Source organism: Gaoshiqia sp. US2 (assembly GCF_059705485.1).
In genome coordinates, this window is record NZ_AP048550.1 from 3083065 (window position 1) to 3102644 (window position 19580).

General features: G+C 44.5%; 18 protein-coding genes. 9 read left to right on the forward strand and 9 right to left on the reverse strand.

The window, feature by feature from the left end; translation table 11 throughout:
* Positions 1 to 7 precede the first annotated feature (7 nt).
* The 3 genes from AC6H3C_RS12340 to recG all read right to left on the reverse strand — a co-directional run bounded on the left by AC6H3C_RS12340 (position 8) and on the right by recG (position 3760).
* Positions 8 to 931, reverse strand: a complete 924-nt coding sequence (locus AC6H3C_RS12340; protein WP_497521193.1) for a Fe-S cluster domain-containing protein — start codon at positions 929 to 931, stop codon at positions 8 to 10.
* A gap of 9 nt (positions 932 to 940) precedes the next feature.
* Positions 941 to 1369 carry a SoxR reducing system RseC family protein gene (locus tag AC6H3C_RS12345; RefSeq protein ID WP_497521195.1) on the reverse strand — a complete coding sequence of 143 codons (429 nt, stop codon included), beginning with the start codon at positions 1367 to 1369 and terminating at the stop codon, positions 941 to 943.
* 291 nt (positions 1370 to 1660) lie between these two features.
* Entirely contained in the window at positions 1661 to 3760 is a 2100-nt protein-coding gene (gene recG, locus AC6H3C_RS12350) for an ATP-dependent DNA helicase RecG (RefSeq protein ID WP_497521196.1), read from the reverse strand.
* Between the two features lie 176 nt (positions 3761 to 3936).
* Here recG and AC6H3C_RS12355 point away from each other — a divergent pair, with 176 nt between their 5' ends.
* The 3 genes from AC6H3C_RS12355 to AC6H3C_RS12365 all read left to right on the forward strand — a co-directional run bounded on the left by AC6H3C_RS12355 (position 3937) and on the right by AC6H3C_RS12365 (position 5505).
* The gene (locus AC6H3C_RS12355; RefSeq protein ID WP_497521198.1) at positions 3937 to 4635 is read left to right on the forward strand and encodes an ABC transporter ATP-binding protein; all 699 of its coding nucleotides are present in this window, start codon (positions 3937 to 3939) and stop codon (positions 4633 to 4635) included.
* On the forward strand, positions 4635 to 5195 hold the full coding sequence (locus tag AC6H3C_RS12360) for a cob(I)yrinic acid a,c-diamide adenosyltransferase (protein WP_497521200.1): 561 nt from the start codon (positions 4635 to 4637) through the stop codon (positions 5193 to 5195). The genes AC6H3C_RS12355 and AC6H3C_RS12360 overlap by 1 nt, the downstream gene beginning before the upstream one ends.
* Positions 5196 to 5283: 88 nt before the next feature.
* Entirely contained in the window at positions 5284 to 5505 is a 222-nt protein-coding gene (locus tag AC6H3C_RS12365; RefSeq protein WP_294593799.1) for a DUF2795 domain-containing protein, read from the forward strand.
* Between the two features lie 47 nt (positions 5506 to 5552).
* Here the strand turns inward: AC6H3C_RS12365 and AC6H3C_RS12370 are convergent, their stop codons facing one another.
* The 6 genes from AC6H3C_RS12370 to guaB all read right to left on the reverse strand — a co-directional run bounded on the left by AC6H3C_RS12370 (position 5553) and on the right by guaB (position 13280).
* Positions 5553 to 7067 (reverse strand): OstA-like protein, encoded by a 1515-nt coding sequence (locus AC6H3C_RS12370; RefSeq protein WP_497521202.1) that lies wholly within the window; start codon positions 7065 to 7067, stop codon positions 5553 to 5555.
* A 16-nt stretch (positions 7068 to 7083) separates the two neighbouring features.
* Complete coding sequence (locus AC6H3C_RS12375) at positions 7084 to 8046, reverse strand: AAA family ATPase (protein ID WP_497521204.1); 963 nt, start codon at positions 8044 to 8046, stop codon at positions 7084 to 7086.
* 16 nt (positions 8047 to 8062) lie between these two features.
* On the reverse strand, positions 8063 to 9412 hold the full coding sequence (locus tag AC6H3C_RS12380; protein ID WP_497521205.1) for a peptidylprolyl isomerase: 1350 nt from the start codon (positions 9410 to 9412) through the stop codon (positions 8063 to 8065).
* Positions 9413 to 9418: 6 nt separating this feature from the next.
* Positions 9419 to 10270, reverse strand: a complete 852-nt coding sequence (locus AC6H3C_RS12385; protein WP_497521207.1) for a hypothetical protein — start codon at positions 10268 to 10270, stop codon at positions 9419 to 9421.
* Positions 10271 to 10398: 128 nt separating this feature from the next.
* Positions 10399 to 11760, reverse strand: coding sequence for a peptidylprolyl isomerase (locus tag AC6H3C_RS12390; protein WP_497521209.1), 1362 nt, complete (start codon positions 11758 to 11760; stop codon positions 10399 to 10401).
* Positions 11761 to 11804: 44 nt separating this feature from the next.
* Complete coding sequence (gene guaB, locus AC6H3C_RS12395; protein WP_497521211.1) at positions 11805 to 13280, reverse strand: IMP dehydrogenase; 1476 nt, start codon at positions 13278 to 13280, stop codon at positions 11805 to 11807.
* A 156-nt stretch (positions 13281 to 13436) separates the two neighbouring features.
* Here guaB and AC6H3C_RS12400 point away from each other — a divergent pair, with 156 nt between their 5' ends.
* From AC6H3C_RS12400 to AC6H3C_RS12425, 6 genes are all read left to right on the forward strand, one after another.
* Positions 13437 to 15350 carry a RecQ family ATP-dependent DNA helicase gene (locus AC6H3C_RS12400; protein ID WP_497521213.1) on the forward strand — a complete coding sequence of 638 codons (1914 nt, stop codon included), beginning with the start codon at positions 13437 to 13439 and terminating at the stop codon, positions 15348 to 15350.
* A gap of 12 nt (positions 15351 to 15362) precedes the next feature.
* Positions 15363 to 15809: a YybH family protein gene (locus AC6H3C_RS12405; protein ID WP_497521215.1), complete on the forward strand. Its 447-nt coding sequence runs from the start codon at positions 15363 to 15365 to the stop codon at positions 15807 to 15809.
* Positions 15810 to 16010: 201 nt separating this feature from the next.
* Positions 16011 to 16289, forward strand: coding sequence for a hypothetical protein (locus tag AC6H3C_RS12410; RefSeq protein ID WP_497521217.1), 279 nt, complete (start codon positions 16011 to 16013; stop codon positions 16287 to 16289).
* A 28-nt stretch (positions 16290 to 16317) separates the two neighbouring features.
* The gene (locus AC6H3C_RS12415; RefSeq protein WP_497521219.1) at positions 16318 to 16590 is read left to right on the forward strand and encodes a hypothetical protein; all 273 of its coding nucleotides are present in this window, start codon (positions 16318 to 16320) and stop codon (positions 16588 to 16590) included.
* An 11-nt stretch (positions 16591 to 16601) separates the two neighbouring features.
* Positions 16602 to 17429, forward strand: a complete 828-nt coding sequence (locus tag AC6H3C_RS12420; RefSeq protein WP_497521221.1) for a hypothetical protein — start codon at positions 16602 to 16604, stop codon at positions 17427 to 17429.
* An 899-nt stretch (positions 17430 to 18328) separates the two neighbouring features.
* The gene (locus AC6H3C_RS12425; RefSeq protein WP_497521222.1) at positions 18329 to 19507 is read left to right on the forward strand and encodes an ATP-binding protein; all 1179 of its coding nucleotides are present in this window, start codon (positions 18329 to 18331) and stop codon (positions 19505 to 19507) included.
* The last annotated feature ends 73 nt before the right edge of the window (positions 19508 to 19580 follow it).

Sequence of the window (19580 nt, forward strand, 5' to 3'; positions counted from 1 at the left end):
GGCCTCCTTATTTGTTTTCAGTATGATCTGGTTGATTATTATCAGCTGTTTCTGTTTTTTGGACAACCGTCTTTTCAGCCGGTTTTGCCGGAAGATCTTCCTTAATTTTTCTGGGAGGGAAATTAAGCTCGATGATGGCGTTTGTCGGACACTCGGTGACACATTTGCGACAGAGTTTACACTTGTCCGAATCGATAAATGCCAGGTTATTACCCATCGTAATCGCGTCGAACGCACAAACTTTGAAACACTTACTGCATCCGATGCAGGCTACTTCACATGATTTTTTGGCGATACCTCCTTTTTCTTCGTTTCGGCAGGCCACGTATATTTTGCGGTCTTTCGGTCCTTTTTTTCTCAATTCAATCAGGTCTTTCGGACAGGCTTCGACACAGGCGCCGCAGGCTACGCACTTGTCGTCAATCACTTCGGGCAGACCGGTTTCGGGATTCATGTGTATGGCGTCGAAGTCGCAGGCAACAACGCAGTCGCCGCAACCCAAACAACCGTACTGGCAACCGGTATCGCCGCTGTAAAGCGATGCGGCAACGGCACAGGATAAAGCGCCGTCGTACTGATTTGTTTTTGGGCGGTATTCGCAGGTTCCGTTGCAGCGCACAACGGCTACCCGGGGGGCCTGGGCGACGGCTTCCATGCCTAAAATCCCGGCTACGCCGGTCATGCAATCATTTCCCCCGACCGGGCAAAACAAGGATGAAAGATCGTCAGCTTTTACACAGGCCTCGGCAAAAGCACGGCATCCGGCATAACCGCATCCGCCGCAGTTTGCTCCGGGCAAAGCGCCCTCTACATCATCGATCCGTGGATCTTCATATACTTTAAATTTTTGAGCAACAAAGTACAGGATCACTGCTGCCAATGATCCAATTGCACTCAAGGTAATAACCGTATAAACAATTGTCATGCTCATAATGAATGATTATAATGGCTTGATTTCAAATTCGAAACTTTGTTTTAGTTTATTTCGGAATAAATACAGGACCAGGTAATAGGGGAGTAGCGCTGAGAGCGCTAAAAGTCCGCTGAGACCTTCATGGGCGGTGATGTTTGACGCAATGATCAGAACCGCCATCAACAGGATGAAGGGTAACAGATAGCCGTAAAACAATGCTTTATATCCCTGCGATGTCTTTCCGATAACCTGGACGTACTGGCCCGTATGAAAATCGCCCGAGAAATGTGCTATTTCAATTTCTTTGTCTTTCATATCTGCAGCGGTACAGGTCCCTTTGGCATGACAAGAGGCACAAGCAGATTCGTTTACAATGCCTACAATGATCTTTTTATCTGAAAGCTTCTTGATGATCCCTTTGTGTGTAATTTCTCCCGACATATTCGTTCGCTTCAAAGCTTTTTCCGCTGCAAAACTATTGATGTTTGCTATACTTGTTCATGTCATTAAATCATTTTTAAAACATTTCTTCTTATTTATACTCATTATAAATAAAGTTGCTTTTGCTGTGCTTTGTTAATGGTTTGTATTACAGTGTTTTGATTGGTTTTATTTCGCAGTATTTAATATGACAGGTTGTCGTGTAATCGATTGCGCGAATCTTCAAAATATTGATATATATCAAGTCTGATTCGCTTGTTTTGACTGCAATTTTATGCAGAATGCATACCCGGAGTACGGTTTTTATCAGCTGATGACACTCCAGTCGAATTCTGTGTTTTTCATCTGCTGCAAGTGATAAATTAACAGCTGGTTTTCGTGTTTTACAAGTTTGGGGTCATCGTTCAGGATGTCTGATGCAAAATCCCGGGCGATCCGGAGTATTTCTCCGTCTTTACCCAGGTTGGCAATATTCAGGTTAATGCCCAGGCCGCTTTGCTGGGTTCCTTCCAGATCGCCCGGACCGCGCAGTTGCAGGTCAACTTCGGCGATCTCGAAACCATCGTTGGTGCGAACCATCGTTTCGAGTCTTTTTCGGCTTTCGTTACTGATTTTATACGACGACATCAGCAAACAATAAGATTGTTCGGCGCCCCGGCCCACGCGGCCGCGCAACTGGTGAAGCTGCGAAAGCCCGAAACGTTCGGCGCTTTCAATCACCATCAGGGACGCATTTGGCACATCCACACCAACCTCGATCACTGTTGTCGCTACCATAATCTGCGTTTTTCCTTCTTTGAATAATTGCATTTCGCGGTCTTTTTCAGCCGGTTTCAAACGCCCGTGAACCATACTGAGTTTGTAGCGGGGAAAAACTTCTTTCAGCAGTTCAAAACCATCTTCGAGGTTTTTCAGGTCCAGTTTTTCCGATTCGCTGATTAGGGGGTACACGATGTAAGCCTGCCGGCCTGCGTCAATTTGCCCGCGGATAAACTGGTACACCTCTTTGCGCCTGTTTTCGTAGAAGTGGCGGGTTTCAATGGGTTTTCGTCCGGGAGGGAGTTCATCGATCACGGAAACATCCAGGTCGCCGTAAAGGGTCATCGCCAGTGTACGGGGAATAGGAGTTGCCGTCATCACCAACACGTGTGGCGGAATCCCGGCATTTTTTTTCCATAGTTTGGCACGTTGTGCTACTCCAAAGCGATGTTGCTCATCAATAATAACCAGACCAAGTTTGTGAAAACTGACCACATCTTCAATCAGTGCATGCGTTCCGATCAGCAGCTGTATTTCGCCCGATTCGATTCCCTCATGGATTACTTTACGCTCCTTGGCTTTTGTCGATCCGGTTAGTAAGGCTACTTTAACGCCAATTCCATGCAACATTTTTTTGATGGTATGATAATGCTGAATAGCCAGGATTTCGGTGGGAGCCATCAGGCTGGCCTGGTAACCATTGTCGAAAGCAATCAGTGCGGTCATTAAGGCAACAAGGGTCTTTCCGCTACCCACATCACCTTGCAGCAAGCGGTTCATTTGTTTGCTGCATCCCAAATCTTTGCGTATTTCGCGGATGACTTTTTTTTGGGCGCCGGTCAGATCAAAAGGCAGGTTGTTCTCGTAAAATTTGTTGAAGTTGTACCCGATATTCGAAAACACAAATCCTTTAAATACATCTTCCCGTTTATGCTTCAGGCTCAAAATTTTAAGCTGAATGTAAAAGAGTTCTTCAAACTTTAACCGAAAGGTCGCTTTTTGCAGCAGTTGTGTGTTTTCCGGAAAATGAATTTGCCGGAGGGACTGGCTCAGCGACAATAGTTTTAGCTTATCGCGGACATAGGGGGGGAGGGTTTCATAAACTTTTCCCTCAATGGCAACGGCCAGGTTGTATTGAAGTTTGTTCAGCGCCCGGGTATTTAAAAAGCGTTTCTTCAGATTTTCGGTGGTATTGTAAAACGCCTGAAGAACCCCTGCATTAATTTGTTCTTCACCGGCGCCTTCCACTTCCGGATGAATGATATTCACCCGTCCGTTAAATACCGAAGGTTTTCCGAAGATGATATATGTTTTATCCGTCTTCAGATTTTCGCGAATGTATTTTATACCTGAAAACCAAACCAGGTCGAGGCTTCCCGTTTCATCGAAAAATACGGCAGAAAGCCTTTGCTTTCGCGATTCGCCAATTGTTTCGAACGATTTGATTTTACCTTTTACCTGAATGTACGGTTGTTGGGCCTGAATTTCGGCGATCCGGTGAAATTTAGTCCGGTCGATGTATTTGTACGGGAAATAATACAACAGATCGCGAAAGGTGAAAATGCTGAGTTCTTTCTTCAATAACTCGGCTCTTTTGGGCCCTACACCAGGCAAGAATTTTATATCTTGATCAATATATTCAGGCATGTAGCAAAGATAAAAATTAACCTGTTAATTGATCCGTGTGTTTTTGAAATGGCTCTGTTTTTGTTATACGAATGGTTTTATTTCGGCTCATATGATTATATTTACTGAAGATTTTAATGTATTTGATATTGACAGACCACAATTAAAAACAGCCTGCAAACACATAAACTACACGTATGAAAGAAGTAATCAGGTTAACAGAGATCGTTAAAAACTATAAAGTGGGCACGCAGATTGTCCGGGCTTTGCGATCGGTAAACTTACAAATTAACGAAGGAGAATATGTTGCCATTATGGGGGCATCGGGTTCGGGAAAATCGACCTTAATGAATGTGATTGGCTGCCTGGACACGCCCACCGGCGGACGGTATGAATTGAACGGCAAGGATGTCAGCCATTTGTCGGATGACGAGTTGGCCGAAATCAGAAATTCGGAGATTGGTTTCATATTTCAAACGTTTAACCTGCTTCCCCGAAATAATGCACTGGAGAATGTGATGCTTCCGCTGATTTACGCCGGCGTGAAAAAACAGCAGCGTTATGCCCGTGCGGAGAAAATTTTAGCCGATGTGGGTCTGGCCGACCGTGTGGAGCACAAACCCAATGAGCTTTCCGGCGGACAACGTCAACGGGTGGCTGTAGCCCGCGCCCTGATTAATAATCCGGCAATCCTGCTGGCCGACGAACCTACCGGGAACCTGGATTCCAAAACTTCAGAAGAAATCATGCATTTATTCTCGGAAATTCATAAACAAGGCAATACCCTGATTGTTGTTACGCACGAAGAGGATATTGCCCGGCATGCACACCGTATTATCCGGCTGAAGGACGGGGAAGTTGAATCTGATGTTGTAAACCCTAACCCGGTGTATTAATGGACAAAGAAGTACGTATTTATACCAAAACAGGCGATGACGGGACCACCGGCCTGATTGGCGGAAACAGGGTAAAGAAATACGATATCCGGTTGGAAGCTTACGGTACCGTTGATGAGTTGAACAGCCACATCGGCGTGATTCTGACCACCGAAGTTGATGAGCGGGCGAAAAAAGTACTTGCCGAAATCCAGTCAAAGTTGTTTGTGATCGGGGCGCAGTTGGCTACCGGAGAAAATGCCGGGGCCTTTAAAGTACAAATTCCCTGCACCGATAAGGATATTGAGCAACTGGAACAGGAAATGGACCAGATGTTTGAAATTTTACCCAAGTTGAACCACTTTATTTTACCGGGAGGCAGTCCCGGAGCAGCATACGCGCATGTGGCCCGGACCGTATGCCGGCGCGCAGAACGTCGCATTATCGGGCTTGCCGATCAGGTTGATGTGGATAAAAATCTCATCAAATACATGAACCGGCTTTCAGACTACCTTTTTGTGCTGAGCCGTAAAATAAACCACGATCAAAACATGCCTGAAACCCCCTGGATTTCAGGTTAAAATGTAGCGAAAATATTTTGTCGATTTTGATGTATTTTTTTATATATTCGCAAATCATAAGAAAATCAAACTAAAAATACCTTCGAATATGTACTGGACACTAGAACTCGCATCAAAACTGGAAGATGCCCCTTGGCCGGCAACTAAAGATGAGCTGATTGACTATGCAATCCGCTCCGGAGCACCCCTTGAGGTGATTGAAAACTTGCAAGAGATTGAGGACGAAGGAGAAATCTACGAAAGCATTGAAGACATTTGGCCGGATTATCCGAGCAAAGATGACTTTTTCTTCAATGAAGACGAGTATTAAATTGTAGCAGGCAATTAATGATATGAATAGCAGGACGAATGATCCTGCTATTTTTCTTTGATAAAGATATCATAAACTGATTTGGGCCGGATGTTGTCGAGCCAGATGAAACCCGGAAGTGTTTTGTCTTCATCCATAAGATCCGGTATGGGTAACAACTGTCCGTCGGGCGAAGTAATAAAGGCAATTTTGTTCACTTTGCTTTCTTTCAGCGATATCCGGATATTGCTGCTTTCAGCCTTATTTAAACCGATCAGACCGTTATCGTCGCGGGCATAATAGAGCGATTGCCCGTTTCCGTCTACATCAATTTTATAAAGGTCGTTTTTTCTGACAAAACCGGTCATGTTTCGTCCTTTGATTTGGTTGAAACGGGCAGAATCTTCCTGTGAAATAATAAATGCCTGGCGTTTCATTTCGATTAACTGGTTTTCCTTGTCTTTTGTGATCACCTCCATGTACTCCGAACTCATCTGGTTGGCACCCGACCAAACCACCGGTTGGTGGAAGAGTTGGATGGTTGAGTCTCTGGACCAGTAAACAAGGGAATCACATTTTCCCTGCAAATCTTCGCGGAAGAATTTTACCCGGAAATAGGCCAAAAGTTGTCTTTCATCGGGAATCGTGTCCGGTATCATCTTCAGCGTATCGGCATGCAGAAAGAGTGTATCTCTTTCTGAATAAAACAGGAAGTGTGCAGAATCGGTTACCAGTGCATTTTTTTGAATATCGTTGTAAACAAGATGATTTCCGCGGACAATAATTTTGTTTTTGAAATCATGAACGCTGGCATTCCCGAGGGCCAAACCGTCGCCCGATGTTTTATTGTAAAAAATAGAATCGGCTACAACATGTTGTTCTTCGGTCCGGATCACCGGTCGTTCATACAACTCGGCATAACCGGTTTTTGTGTGGTAAAACCCGGAGGTGGCGTCGAGCGTGTCTTTTTCGTCGTATATGGTGGTTGGACCCACGATGGAGGCGACACCCGTTTGCGGGTTGTAGATCAGGGTGTCTGAAATTAAGGTATAGCTTGGCGTAACCGCTTCCACTTCGGTTTTAAATATCGCTTTGTCGAGATTGGTGTAATACTCGCCGATTTTACTGTAAAGCGTATTCGCGCTGTCTTTCACCGTTCCGTAATAATCGTAATAGCCAATGTTCCGGTTCATGTCAAATTTCAAGGTGTCGGTGGTTAACACAACCGATTTGTTTACCAGCCTGACGTTGCCGCGGGCCAGCGCCCAGCGGGTATCCCCGTTATAGTTCACAAAATTGGCGTATAAGTGCAGGGTGTCGTCTTTGATGATGTGTACCTTTCCAAAGGCATCAACTATGTTGGCGTTGGTATAGGAATAGGCGCTGTCGCACCACATCCTTACATTATTGTGGCGGATAATGACGTTGCCAAGTAAACGATGCGCGTTGGCAATGATTTTTTCATCGAATTGCATCACATCGGCTTGTTCGATGTCGACCTTCCTTTTTTGTTGGGCATATAAAACGAAGGGGAATAAAACAAGGAGGAGGAGTATTGATTTTTTTTGGAACTTACCTGCCATAACGGAGACAAAAGTATTAAAGTAATTCATCAATCAGCTGGTCCACGGAGATGTTTTCGGCCTCGGCCTTATAGTTTTTAATAATCCGGTGGCGAAGGATATTCTTGGCCACAGCCTTTACATCTTCCATATCAGGCGAATATTTCCCCGAGATGACGGCATGGGTTTTTGCTCCCAGGATCAGGTATTGTGAGGCCCTGGGGCCAGCTCCCCATTTCAGGTACTTGTTGGCCACAGTGGCTGCTTTTTCTGTTCCCGGGCGTGTTTTTGCTGCCAGGTCAACTGCGTAGCGAAGTACATGGTCGTTAACAGGTACTTTTAACACCAACTGTTGAAAATACCTGATCTCTTCGGCCGAAAGGATGATTGAAAGTTCATTGGAAAAGCCGGAGGTTGTATTTCTTACAATCGTCAGCTCGTCCTCAAACTTTGGGTAGTCTAGCCAAATGGAAAACATGAACCGGTCGAGCTGGGCTTCGGGGAGGGGATAGGTTCCTTCCTGCTCAATCGGGTTTTGGGTGGCTAAAACAAAAAATGGTTTATCCAACTCAAATCGTTCGCCTGCAGCAGTTACGGCTCGTTCCTGCATGGCCTCAAGTAAGGCAGCCTGTGTTTTTGGCGGCGTCCGGTTGATTTCGTCAGCCAGGATGATATTGGCAAATATGGGCCCTCTGACAAATTTAAATTCCCGCTCTTTATCCAGAATTTCAGTTCCGATGATGTCTGAAGGCATGAGATCAGGCGTAAACTGTATTCGGCTGTATTTCAAACCAAGCACATCGGCAATGGTGTTGACGAGTAAGGTTTTGGCCAGACCCGGAACGCCAATCAGCAGGCAATGTCCACGGCTGAACATCGAGATCAGGACTTGCTTGATAATCTCGTCCTGACCATAGATGCGTTTTTTTATTTCCGCGTGTAACAGGTCAATTCTGGCCTTCAGCGCGTCAGCAGCTTCTACCTCGTTTTTGAAGTTCATCGTTTACTAATCGTTTTTATTTGATCCAGCCTTTAAACTTAAAGTTACAGTTCATATAGGTTTCGTCAATACGAATATACGTTTTGGCCTGTTGTTCCGAAATCCACTTACTCAGCGCTTCTTCCCGTTTTTTCTCCAGGAACATTTCACTAAGAAGCTGATAGTCGTCCTGCAAGTTGGCTTTATGTTCTTTCGATTGACTGATTAGTTTCACGATTTTGTAAACCGGTCGCTGTTTGTCGTCAATTGTTAAAAACGGATCTGAAATTTCATTTTCCTTCATTTTTGCCAACACCTTACTGACATCGGGATCGAGTTCATCTTTTTTCCATTTTGAAGACATGGTGTAAGGGTTGATGGCCACGCCGCCGCCGTTTCGTGAGTTTTTATCTCCGGAGAAACGCATGGCTGCATTTTCGAAGGTAATCTCATTTTTTCTGATCTTGCTGGCAAGGCTGTCCAGTTGGCTGGAGGTTTTTGCCATCGCTTCGGGGTTTGGCTTGGGTATGATAATGATGTGACGGGTATTTACCTGTTCTCCTTTGCGGTCGATCAGTTGGATAATATGATAGCCAAACTCACTTTTTACGACGTTCGATACCCGGTCGCCCCGCAGGTTAAAAGCTGCGGCAGCATACGCATGGTCGAGTTGAGCTCGTCCCATGTAGCCCAGTTCACCGCCATTTGGGGCAGAGGGATCTTCGGAGTAAAGTACGGCCAGGGTGGCAAAGTTTTCGCCATCTTCAATTCGTTTTTTGAACTCACGAAGCCGGGCTTTAATCGCGTTTTCTTCTTCCAGTTCAATGGGAGGATACAGGCTGATCTGGGCATATTCAACCTGAGGCGCTACCTGAGGGATTTCATCATTTTTCATATTCCGGTAGTTGTAACGGACCTCGGCCGGCGTAATGGAAACTTTTCCAATAATTTTATTGCGCATTTGGTTGGTCATAAGTTGGTTACGGATTACCTCCTCCAGGCTGGCCTTAATTTGCATGATGGGTTTTTTGAAGTAATTTTCAACGGCTTTTTCCGATCCCAGGTTTTTTATAAAGTATTGCATCCGCTGGTCGAGTTGCTGGTTCAACTGGCTGTCGGTCACCTCGATGGTTGTGTCCAGTTCGGCCTCGGCAATTAATAATTTTTCAATCAGGAATTCTTCCAGGATCTCACATTTCATATCGCCGTCTGAAGCGACTCCTTGTGCCTGGTTCTGCATGTACATGCTCTCAATGTCCGATTTCATAATGATATTGCTTCCAACAACCGAAACAATATGATCAATCATTTTGTCTTGCGCATAAACAGCTGAAACGCTTGTGAGAGTATACAGGACAATGAAAGCGGCTAATACTTTTCTGAACATATCTGTCTATTTTTGAATATTATAAATTTTAAACTTATTCGATGCTAAACCTTCTTTATAAATATCGTTTTCGATGTCTCTCAGGAATTTCACTTTACGTTGGTTCAGAATAATGTTCCTGATATCGGATTCGATATACTCAACCGGGGCAATTTGTCCCTGGAAGCGAAAATCGCGGATACAAATAAAGTAATAATAATCTGTATCACTACTTTCTATAAACTTGTTTCTTCTTAAAAATCGTTCCTCATCGCTAATTTTATCGGGAATTTGCGCGAGGATGGTAGTCGAATTAATCCATTTGTCGCCAAACCGGTCATAGGCTTTGGCATATTGAATGCTGTATTCGTCGAGCTGGGCTAGTTTCTGAGGATCTTCATCCAGACAAAGATTTTTAATGATTTCAGGATTGGCGACCTCTATCGGCGTTTTTAAAAAGACAGCTTTTACAATGTTGTTTTTCAGGATATATTCCTGCTGATGTTCCCGGAAATACTGTTCAATATCCTCTGCTTTCACCATCGTATCCATTTTTTGGGCCATGAGTTCTTTCTTATAACGGTAGGTGATTAACGAGTTGCGGTATTCTTTCAGTTCTTTATCCACATTTTTTTGTTCCGGTGTCAGGTTTTGTTCGGCGTTTAAAATAACCAATTCGGTACGAACCCACCTTTTTACAAAATCGTCTACCCACAGGGAGCTATCGGTTTCAGACAGGTTCTCAGGAAGAATTTGTTTGACATCTTCCAGATAGAGATAATTTTCATCAACCTGGGCCAAAGGAGTCAGGGCCGGTTTTTCCTGCTGACATGCTGAAAGTAAAATCATTAAAATCAGGCTATTCCACAGGATTGTCATGCAAAATTCATGTGGTATTAAAAACGATCCTTTACACATTTTCACCATTCTTACTGGTATAAACTTAATTTGTTTTATCATGTTTTTTTATTTCTTCTGTTCTGAACGCTCAACCGGGTAGCCCCGGATTAAACGGGTTTGACGGTTTTCAAAGCATTCCTGTTCACTTTTATTTTATACTTTTTCCGGAGTTGTTTTATCCATTCCGTTTCAAGGAAGTCCTGAAAACCGGATTGGTATAAACCCCGTGCTTCTTCCAGCGATTTGGGTTCGGCCGCTGTTTTATTTCCATTGATGAAATGAAGTCCATCCAGGTAGCCAGCCGGTTCAGGCCCATTCCAAACCAAGTGATCAACCAGCGGGTTTTCACCTTTGCTGAAATTGCCTTTCAGGATATCTGCCTGATTTTTATATTCCAGATTCACCCGGTCTTCCATTTCTTCTTTGGAGATCCGGCTGTCGGCTGATATCATTTCATCGACAAAATCGCGAGCCGCCTGTGTTTTACACTGAATAACCCATCCGCTGAATCGTTCATCCCAACGATAGCGGCCTTTATTTTTCATATAAAATACCTGTAAACCAAGCGAATCTTCACGGGCGCGATTCCACACCATTTCCTCAGACAGGTTAAACAGTAAGATTCCGTCACGGAACTCCTGCATCAGCTGGGTAAATTCCGGATATTTTTCTTCCGGAAATTCATCGGCTTGTCCGGAAATTTGATTCAAGCTGTTGAATTCAATATTTCGCCTGATCCTCACGATTAACTCATCGCGCATTTCGGCTAAAGTTTTTACGGGCTGATCCAGCGGTCGCTTATCGTGAACCAAAATCAGGTGATAGCCAAATGGGGTGCGAACGGGCATAGTCAGTTCGCCAACCGGTGTTTTGAAGGCGGCATCCTCAAATGGATACACCATCTGAAATCCCCTGAAATATCCGATCAATCCTTTATTGTGAGGGACTGAGGGGTCTTGCGAGTATTTCATAGCCATGTTGTTAAAATCGGCTCCGTTGATGATTTGCTGCCGGATATCCATTATTCCTGTCCAGGCGTCCAGGGTATCCCGAGGAGAAACCGGCATCGGTAAACGTATTAAAATGTGGCTGACTTTCAGTTCGTTTGTTGCACGGAAATAGGCTGTTTCGATCATTTCTTCCGATATGGCAGAGCTTCGGAACTGCAAAATCAATTCTTTTTTGAATTGTTGGTACTCTTTTTTGAAAGCGGGGAGCGTGTCCATTTTTAATCTTTCCGCCTCCATCACTTTCAATTTGTAGTTGATGAACAGCTCCATGTACTGCTCCGGACTTTTCTTTTCGGATTGAATTTGCAGGTTCTGGTTATTCTTTTCATATAAGCTGATAAACTCGTCTTTGTAAAACAGACGGTCATCGATTGTCAGGATAACTTCCAGTTCTGCCGGTTGACAGAAAGCAACAAATGACGCAGAAAACATAGTAAGCAGGAGGATTATTCTAAACATCTGAGCTGGTTCAATTTTTTTAAGCCGGATCTGTGGAAATAAAACTATTGCCGCGAACTATAGTTCGGAGATTCGCGCGTAATGGTCACATCGTGCGGGTGGCTTTCCTGTACGCCATTATTGGTAATCCGCGTAAATTTGGCCTGCCAAAGTTCTTCGATATTAGGTGCCCCGCAATAGCCCATGCCCGAGCGTAATCCGCCGATTAGCTGGTAAAGCACTTCATACAGCGATCCTTTGAATGGTACCCGGGCTGTAATTCCTTCAGGCACCAGTTTGCGAATATCGTCTTCCGTATCCTGAAAATAGCGGTCTTTCGAGCCGGCCTGCATGGCCTCTATGGATCCCATACCGCGATAGGTTTTGAATTTCCGGCCCTGGAAAATAATGGTTTCGCCCGGAGATTCTTCAACTCCGGCAAAAAGCGATCCGGCCATAACGGAATAGGCCCCGGCAGCAATGGCTTTCACAATATCGCCTGAATAACGGATACCTCCGTCGGCAATTATGGGGACATCACTGTGTTTAAGTGCTTTTGCCACATTGTAAATGGCCGATAATTGCGGGATACCAACTCCTGCCACAACGCGGGTGGTGCAAATGGATCCCGGCCCGATACCTACTTTTACGGCATCGGCGCCAGCCAACACCAGGTCGGTAGCCGCCTCGGCTGTGGCAATATTCCCGGCTACAAAATCTATCCCGGGGTATTTGGATTTGGCTCTTCGCAGGGTTTCCAATACGCCTTTCGAATGCCCGTGGGCGGTATCAATAACAATGGCATCAACTTGTGCTTTAACCAGTTCGTCAATGCGATCAATCGAGTCTGCAGTAACACCTACAGCGGCCGCTACACGAAGTCTTCCTTTAGCATCTTTGCTGGCCAGCGGTTTATCTTTTGCTTTGGTAATGTCTTTATAGGTAACCAAGCCAATTAAGCGGTTCGATTTATCGACAACCGGTAATTTTTCAATTTTATGTTTTTGAAGAATCTCGGCGGCGCGTTCCAAATCGGTTGATTCGGTGGTATAAACCAGGTTTTCGAAGGTCATTACCTCGGCCACGGGCCTATTCATATCCGATTCAAAACGAAGATCGCGGTTGGTGACAATACCTACCAGTTTCTTTTCATCATCAACCACCGGAATGCCCCCGATCTTGTAATTACGCATCAGTTCAATCGCATCGCCCACCTTTTTCTCCTTCGAAATGGTGATGGGGTCGAAAATCATCCCGTTTTCGGCTCGTTTAACCGAAATAACCTGGTGAATTTGTTCATCAATGCTCATGTTTTTGTGAATTACGCCAATACCACCCTCGCGGGCAATGGCAATGGCCATAGGCGCTTCGGTTACGGTGTCCATGGCTGCCGTAACCACCGGCGTGTTTAAGCGGATCGACCGGGTAAAGTTGGAACTAAGATCAACCTGGCGTGGTAAAACTTCCGAATACGACGGGATTAATAAGACATCGTCGAATGTCAGCCCTTCAGAAACTACTTTATCCGTAAAAAATGGCATTGTTGATATTTTATTGAATTCAATAGTCAAAACTACGAATTTTTAGCGGATATTGATTTTTTTTAGGGCTTGCACGGGGCGATTAAAAAAATTAATTTTCATTAAAATTTGTTAAGTTGAGAACTATTTCCTATTCATTGCTGAAAAGTTGAAAAATTGAATGAGTATCAATCCATATTAACCCGTTATTGGGGCTATTCAAAGTTTCGTCCGCTTCAGGAAGAGATCATTCTGTCCGTTGCCGCCGGGAAAGATACGCTCGGATTGATGCCGACAGGCGGGGGTAAATCCATTACCTTTCAGGTATATTCCCTGTCGAAGCCCGGTACCTGCCTGGTTGTTACACCCTTGATCTCGTTGATGAAAGACCAGGTGGAAAACCTGCAAAAAAAAGGCATCAAGGCGATGGCGATTCATTCGGGAATGAGCGTACAGGAGGTGAGGCTGGCTTTTGACAGCGCTGCCTGGGGTGATTACAAATTCCTGTACCTGTCGCCCGAACGTATAGCGACCGAGCGTTTTCGCGAACGTTTGCCGCAAATGACCGTGAACCTGATTGCCGTGGACGAGGCGCATTGCATTTCTCAGTGGGGTTACGATTTTCGCCCTTCCTATTTGCGAATCCGAGAATTACGCGATTTACTGCCCTATGTGCCGATTTTGGCATTAACCGCAACTGCTACTCCAAAGGTTGAAACAGACATTCAGCAACAACTGAATTTTAAGCAGGAACATGTGTTGCGAAAAAGTTTTTTCCGCGAAAACCTGGCTTACCTGGTTCGTAACCGGGAAGATAAACTGCCCTACCTGTTGCAGTCGGTACAGAAAGCGAAAGGTACCGGTATTATTTATGTGCGTAGCCGAAAACAAACCCGGGAGATTGCTGAATACCTGCAAAAAAACAGAATTTCGGCTGATTATTATCATGCCGGTTTAACGGCGCTTAGCCGGACTAAAAAGCAGGAGGCCTGGAAAAGCGGACAAACGCGGGTGATTGTAGCGACAAACGCTTTTGGCATGGGGATAGATAAACCGGATGTCCGCTTTGTCATCCACCTGGGGCCACCTGATTCGCCTGAAGCCTATTTTCAGGAAGCGGGCAGGGCAGGGCGCGACGAAAATAAGGCTTATGCAGTACTCATTGCCGCCAAATCGGACGTGCTGGCCTTAAAAAAGCAGGTGGAGAAGGCTTTCCCGCCTGTCGATGTGATTAAACGGGTTTACCAGGCCTTGGGCAATTATTTTCAGTTGGCCGTCGGGTTTGGTAAAGATCAAATACTTGATTTTAGCTTGGGCGATTTTGCCGGACGATATAGTTTCCCGATTACCACGGTGCTGAACTGTCTGAAAATCCTCCAGCGCGAAGGCTACCTGGAACTGACCGAAGAACTGGATAATCCATCACGGGTTCATTTTATTGTCGGACGCGACGACCTCTACAAGTTTCAGGTGGCGAATGCCAATTTCGACGGTTTTATCAAGCTGCTGCTGCGATCGTATTCGGGCTTGTTTCAGGATTATGTGGGAATTGATGAAGACCTGCTGGCTAAGCGGGCGAACATTTCGATGGAAGTGGTGTACCGTTTCCTGAATCACCTGAGTTCGCATAAAATCATCCATTACATCCCGCGTAAGAAAACGCCTTTTATCATTTTCACCAAAGAACGCCTGGATATTGAACGACTGAAGATTTCGAAGGAAAATTATACCGACCGAAAAAAGGAATATCAGGAACGGATTGATGCCATGCTGCGTTATTCAACCGGGAAATTGAAATGCCGTAGTCAGATGTTGCTGGAGTATTTTGGCGAAAAGACTTCGGTGCGATGCGGTAAATGTGATATTTGTCTCGAACGAAATGAATTGGGCCTGAGCCAGCTTGAATTTGATAAAATTGCCGATCGGTTAAAAGAATACCTGCACGAGCCATGCTTGTATGAAGAGCTGATTTTTAAGATCGACCGTAACGAAGACGAAATCATCAAAGTTATCCGCTGGTTGATCGATAACGGAAAAATCACCTACCGGATTGATAACCGGCTGGAATGGAAAAATAATCGTAGTGAATAAAATGATAAGGTCATGAAAAAATTTATTGTTACACTTTTTTTAATCTATTCGGTTATGGGTTATGCACAGGAAAAAATGCAGATCGATGAGATGATCATCACACTCGAACGAGCTGCTCTCGAACGTTGGAACAATGGCGACCCTTCCGGTTTTCTGGAATTGTCGGCCGCCGATGTTGTTTATTTCGATCCGCTTCTGGAAAAACGTATTGACGGACTTGAGAATCTGACCAAGCTGTATGAATCGATTCGCGGTCAGGTCAAAGTCGAACGTTATGAAATGATCGATCCTCTCGTCCAGTCGTCCGGGGAAATGGCTGTTTTAACGTATAATCTGCGTTCATATGTCGGAGATCAGGTTCACAAATGGAATTGCACCGAGGTTTTCAGGTGTGAACCGGAAGGGCACTGGAAAATCATTCAAACCCACTGGTCAATAACACAGCCACCCTTAAAATAAAAAGGGCATCTGCTCGTGAGGCAATTTGCCCGGCGGAGGTAAAGGAGCATTTTAACGAGCCATTTTCATCGAGAAAGCGGCCGGAATAATCGGTGCGGTTGCCCGTTCAATAAACCGCGCGATGCAATCGCGCGGGAGCGGGGGAATTTAAAAGACAACAACTTTGAAGTTCTTTTAAAGCTACAGTCAGAGCTTATTGTCTTGATAAAAGAAAATGCAGATAACGGAAATGCTGGAGTTAAAAAGAAATCAATCCAAATCCAATTGAAAAGAATGTCTGGTCAAATTGTTCAAATTCGCTTGAATAAAAACCAAGTCAAACCATTGCATGGAAGCGATCAGCATTATTTCAATTTGTACAAAATTGATGGTAAATCTTACGCTTTCGAAAAAGGGATTGATCTAAAAGGCTCAGAATTTATTTTTTTAATTCCCCCCGCCTGCCTCCAAATCCTGTCGGGGGATTGTTATTTTCAATAACTTTAGCTTCATTGTAAAGTAATTAGTTATGCCAACGCCAAACCTGAAAAAGTATTTAAACACGCTCACCAAAGAGGAGCTGATCAAACACATTCTTGAACTGGATAAAAAATTTAAGCCGGTACAAGAGTATTTCAGCTGTATGTCAATCATGTATCTGAAAGCGCTGAAATACCTTAATTCAGCAGGCTTGCTTTCCGCTTTTGAAAGCCTGGCCAGGGATATCGTGGACAAAACAGTTGATATCGATTGGGGATTTCACGATACCCTGGGTGATTGCTTTTATCAGTATTACCGCTAAACAAAAATCATATGCAACGTTACATCGAACAATTGATTGCCGATATTCGCCGGGCAAGCTGGAATGTGAAGCCACCGCACGAGTTGTGGCTCGACTCGGAAGCCGACCCGGACAATGAAGTGGAACTGGAAGATATGTCGTTTATTGAGCAATATGTTGAAGGCGAAGAACTGCCCATTGCCGAAATAACGGGTCTGGAGCAGGAGCAGCTTCCGGCACCAGAACAACTCAGTGAACAGCAACAGGCCCTGTTGTCAGCAGAATTGGAAAAGCTGCTGGATGTGTTTCATTTTAAGCTCGACTTTCCTGAGTCGTTGCCGGCAAATTTGCGTTACCCGTTTATCCGGAACTTTTGGGCCGAATCGCATGTGCCGCTGTCCTTTGGCGAAAGCCACATTGAGTTTTGCGATTACGACCAGGAAAATTGCCCGTTCCCCGGCTACTGCACAACCTGCAAAGAAGTGGGGGTGCAAATGAAGGATGACGAAGAAACAGGAATGTTGGCAAAGGACTGGGATTTTGAAGTAGACGATTTATTGCTTTCGCCCTCAGCGATTGAATTAAGGATGCGCGTGCAGCGCGACTTTCTGGAAGATGAAGCTGAAATCGACCGGAAAATTGGGCTGCAAAATAGCTCTGAAGAAAGCTCGTTTGTTTTTGATTTTTTCGACGACCACGGAAATCGGATGAACCCGGAGTCGGTACCGGTTCCAGAGTTATGCACCATTTGTAAACAATACGAAAAGGAGGACCCGAATGAAAACCTGTTTTGCCAAATGACGCGCTTCGGCCAGCGAAATGCCCGGGACTTTAAATGTAGCGCCTTCGAAAAGCAGTAAGCCAATCCCGTCAATCTCATTCACTCCATGAACATCACCGGAACCCTGATCTGTTAGCTGACCAGGCGATGGTTGAGGAGATAAAACAATAATGGGAACCACTCGTTATGAATAGCTCCCATTCACTTCCGGCAACTTGCGTTGCGTCCATGTCAGGCTACTGTTATTACGACCGGCAGTTTGTCAATCAACGCTCATAACAAGCTGCCCTTGCTTTTCAGGAAATACCTGTTACAGCAGTTCCTTCCGGCTGTCCCTCAGGTATTCCTTTCAGAATCCCTTTCCGGACGAAGTCCTGTAGGATGTTGGGAAAGCCAGGTCTTTCGATCTTCTTTGCCCAATTAGAAAGACTTTCGGAACAGGGTTCCTTCCGTCTTTCACTTTCCACGGGGAAACGAATTTCTCCGTTTGAAAGTTCCTGTTCGGTCAAAACGTACATGAACTCGAGTGACTGTTTCGTATTGATTAAGTTACTTGTGATGTCTCACGTTCACTTAAACTTCGGCTCTTTCGGATGGCAGGTTCGAAAACCTGGTTGAGTTGAATTCAGTCCGTCTCAGAACGTTCATCGCCTCCGCATCCTCAGGAGCTGTCTTTTATCGCTCACCTGATAGATCAAATTTACAACAGAACAGGCGAATAAGTCAATAAAAATCAAGTGTTTAAATCAACCTTGTTTTCACATGGTTTATCAACAATTGTTAGTAATGGCTGAATCGGTTACAGCTAAAGGCTTAGCGACTCTTTTTCCATAAAGGGATGCCGCACTTATGAACACTCGCCTAACCGGCTCCTTATTTTTAATAATTATAAATTACAGTTTCAGGGGGAAATTGTCATCTCTGGATAGCAAAAATATTCCTTTTCTGTTTACTTTTGTTTGCACGAAAAATGAAGGGATGGAAAATCTCACGCAAATACATCAAACCTTAATCGAATACCCGAGGGAAACAATTCGTCGGGAATTGGTCGATGAAATTGACTGGTCGCACCGGATGATTTGCATTAAAGGTTTTCGCGGAGTAGGGAAGACCATTTTTTTGCTCGATTTGGTCAAAGAACGTTATTTTGAAGATAAATCCTGCCTGTACGTTAATCTGAACAATTTTTACTTTGCAAAGCGCAAGATTTTCAACTTTGCTGATGAGTTTTACAAAAAAGGCGGGAAGCTGTTAATTCTCGATCAGATTCATAAATACCCGGATTGGTCGGTCGAATTACGTGCCTGTTATGACCATTTCCCGGAGCTGAAAATCATATTTTCAGCCTCGCCCGTATTACGCGTCATCGAAGGCAATCACGATCTGAAAGACATTGTGCGTGTTTATCACCTTGAAGGACTTTCGTTCCGTGAATTTTTGAATTTTAAAGGTCATTTTCAATTTAAACGTTATTCGCTGGATGAGATCATGACCAATCATACAGCTATTGCGGCCCAAATTACCGATCAGGTAAAACCACTGGCTTATTTTAACGAATACCTGCAAACCGGATATTATCCATACTTTTTAACCAACAAATCGTATTACAACGAAACGCTTTTGAAACATATTAATCTGGCTTTGGAAATTGATGTGACTTATTTAAACCAGATTGAATTAAAATATTTACCAAAACTCAGAAAACTGTTGCAAATCATTTGCAGTCAGGTGCCTTTTACTCCCAATGTGAGTAAAATTAGTACCGATGTGGAAACATCGCGCGCTACGATTATGAACTATTTGCGGTATCTGAAAAATGCCAGGTTGATTAACCTGCTTTTTTCGAACGGGGAGGAAGACCAACTTAAAAAACCGGACTTGGTTTATGCCCATAATACGAATATCATGTATGCGGTTGACCCGGAGAATATCAATAACCGGAATTTGCGGACCACCTTTTTCTACAATCAGTTGGCTTACAAGCATACCGTAAAAGGCTCTGCAATGGCCGATTTTAAAGTGGCCGGCAAGTACGACTTTTCGGTGGGCGGGAAATATACCGAACCGGCCAATGACGAGAGTTACGCCGCTGCTGATATGATTGAGGGAGGGCAGGGAAATAAAATTCCCTTGTGGTTATTTGGATTTTTGTACTAAAAACTCCTGCTAACCTTTCCATTCAACGAAAGGGGGGTGCGAGGCTGAAACTTGAAACTTGAAATTTGGAACT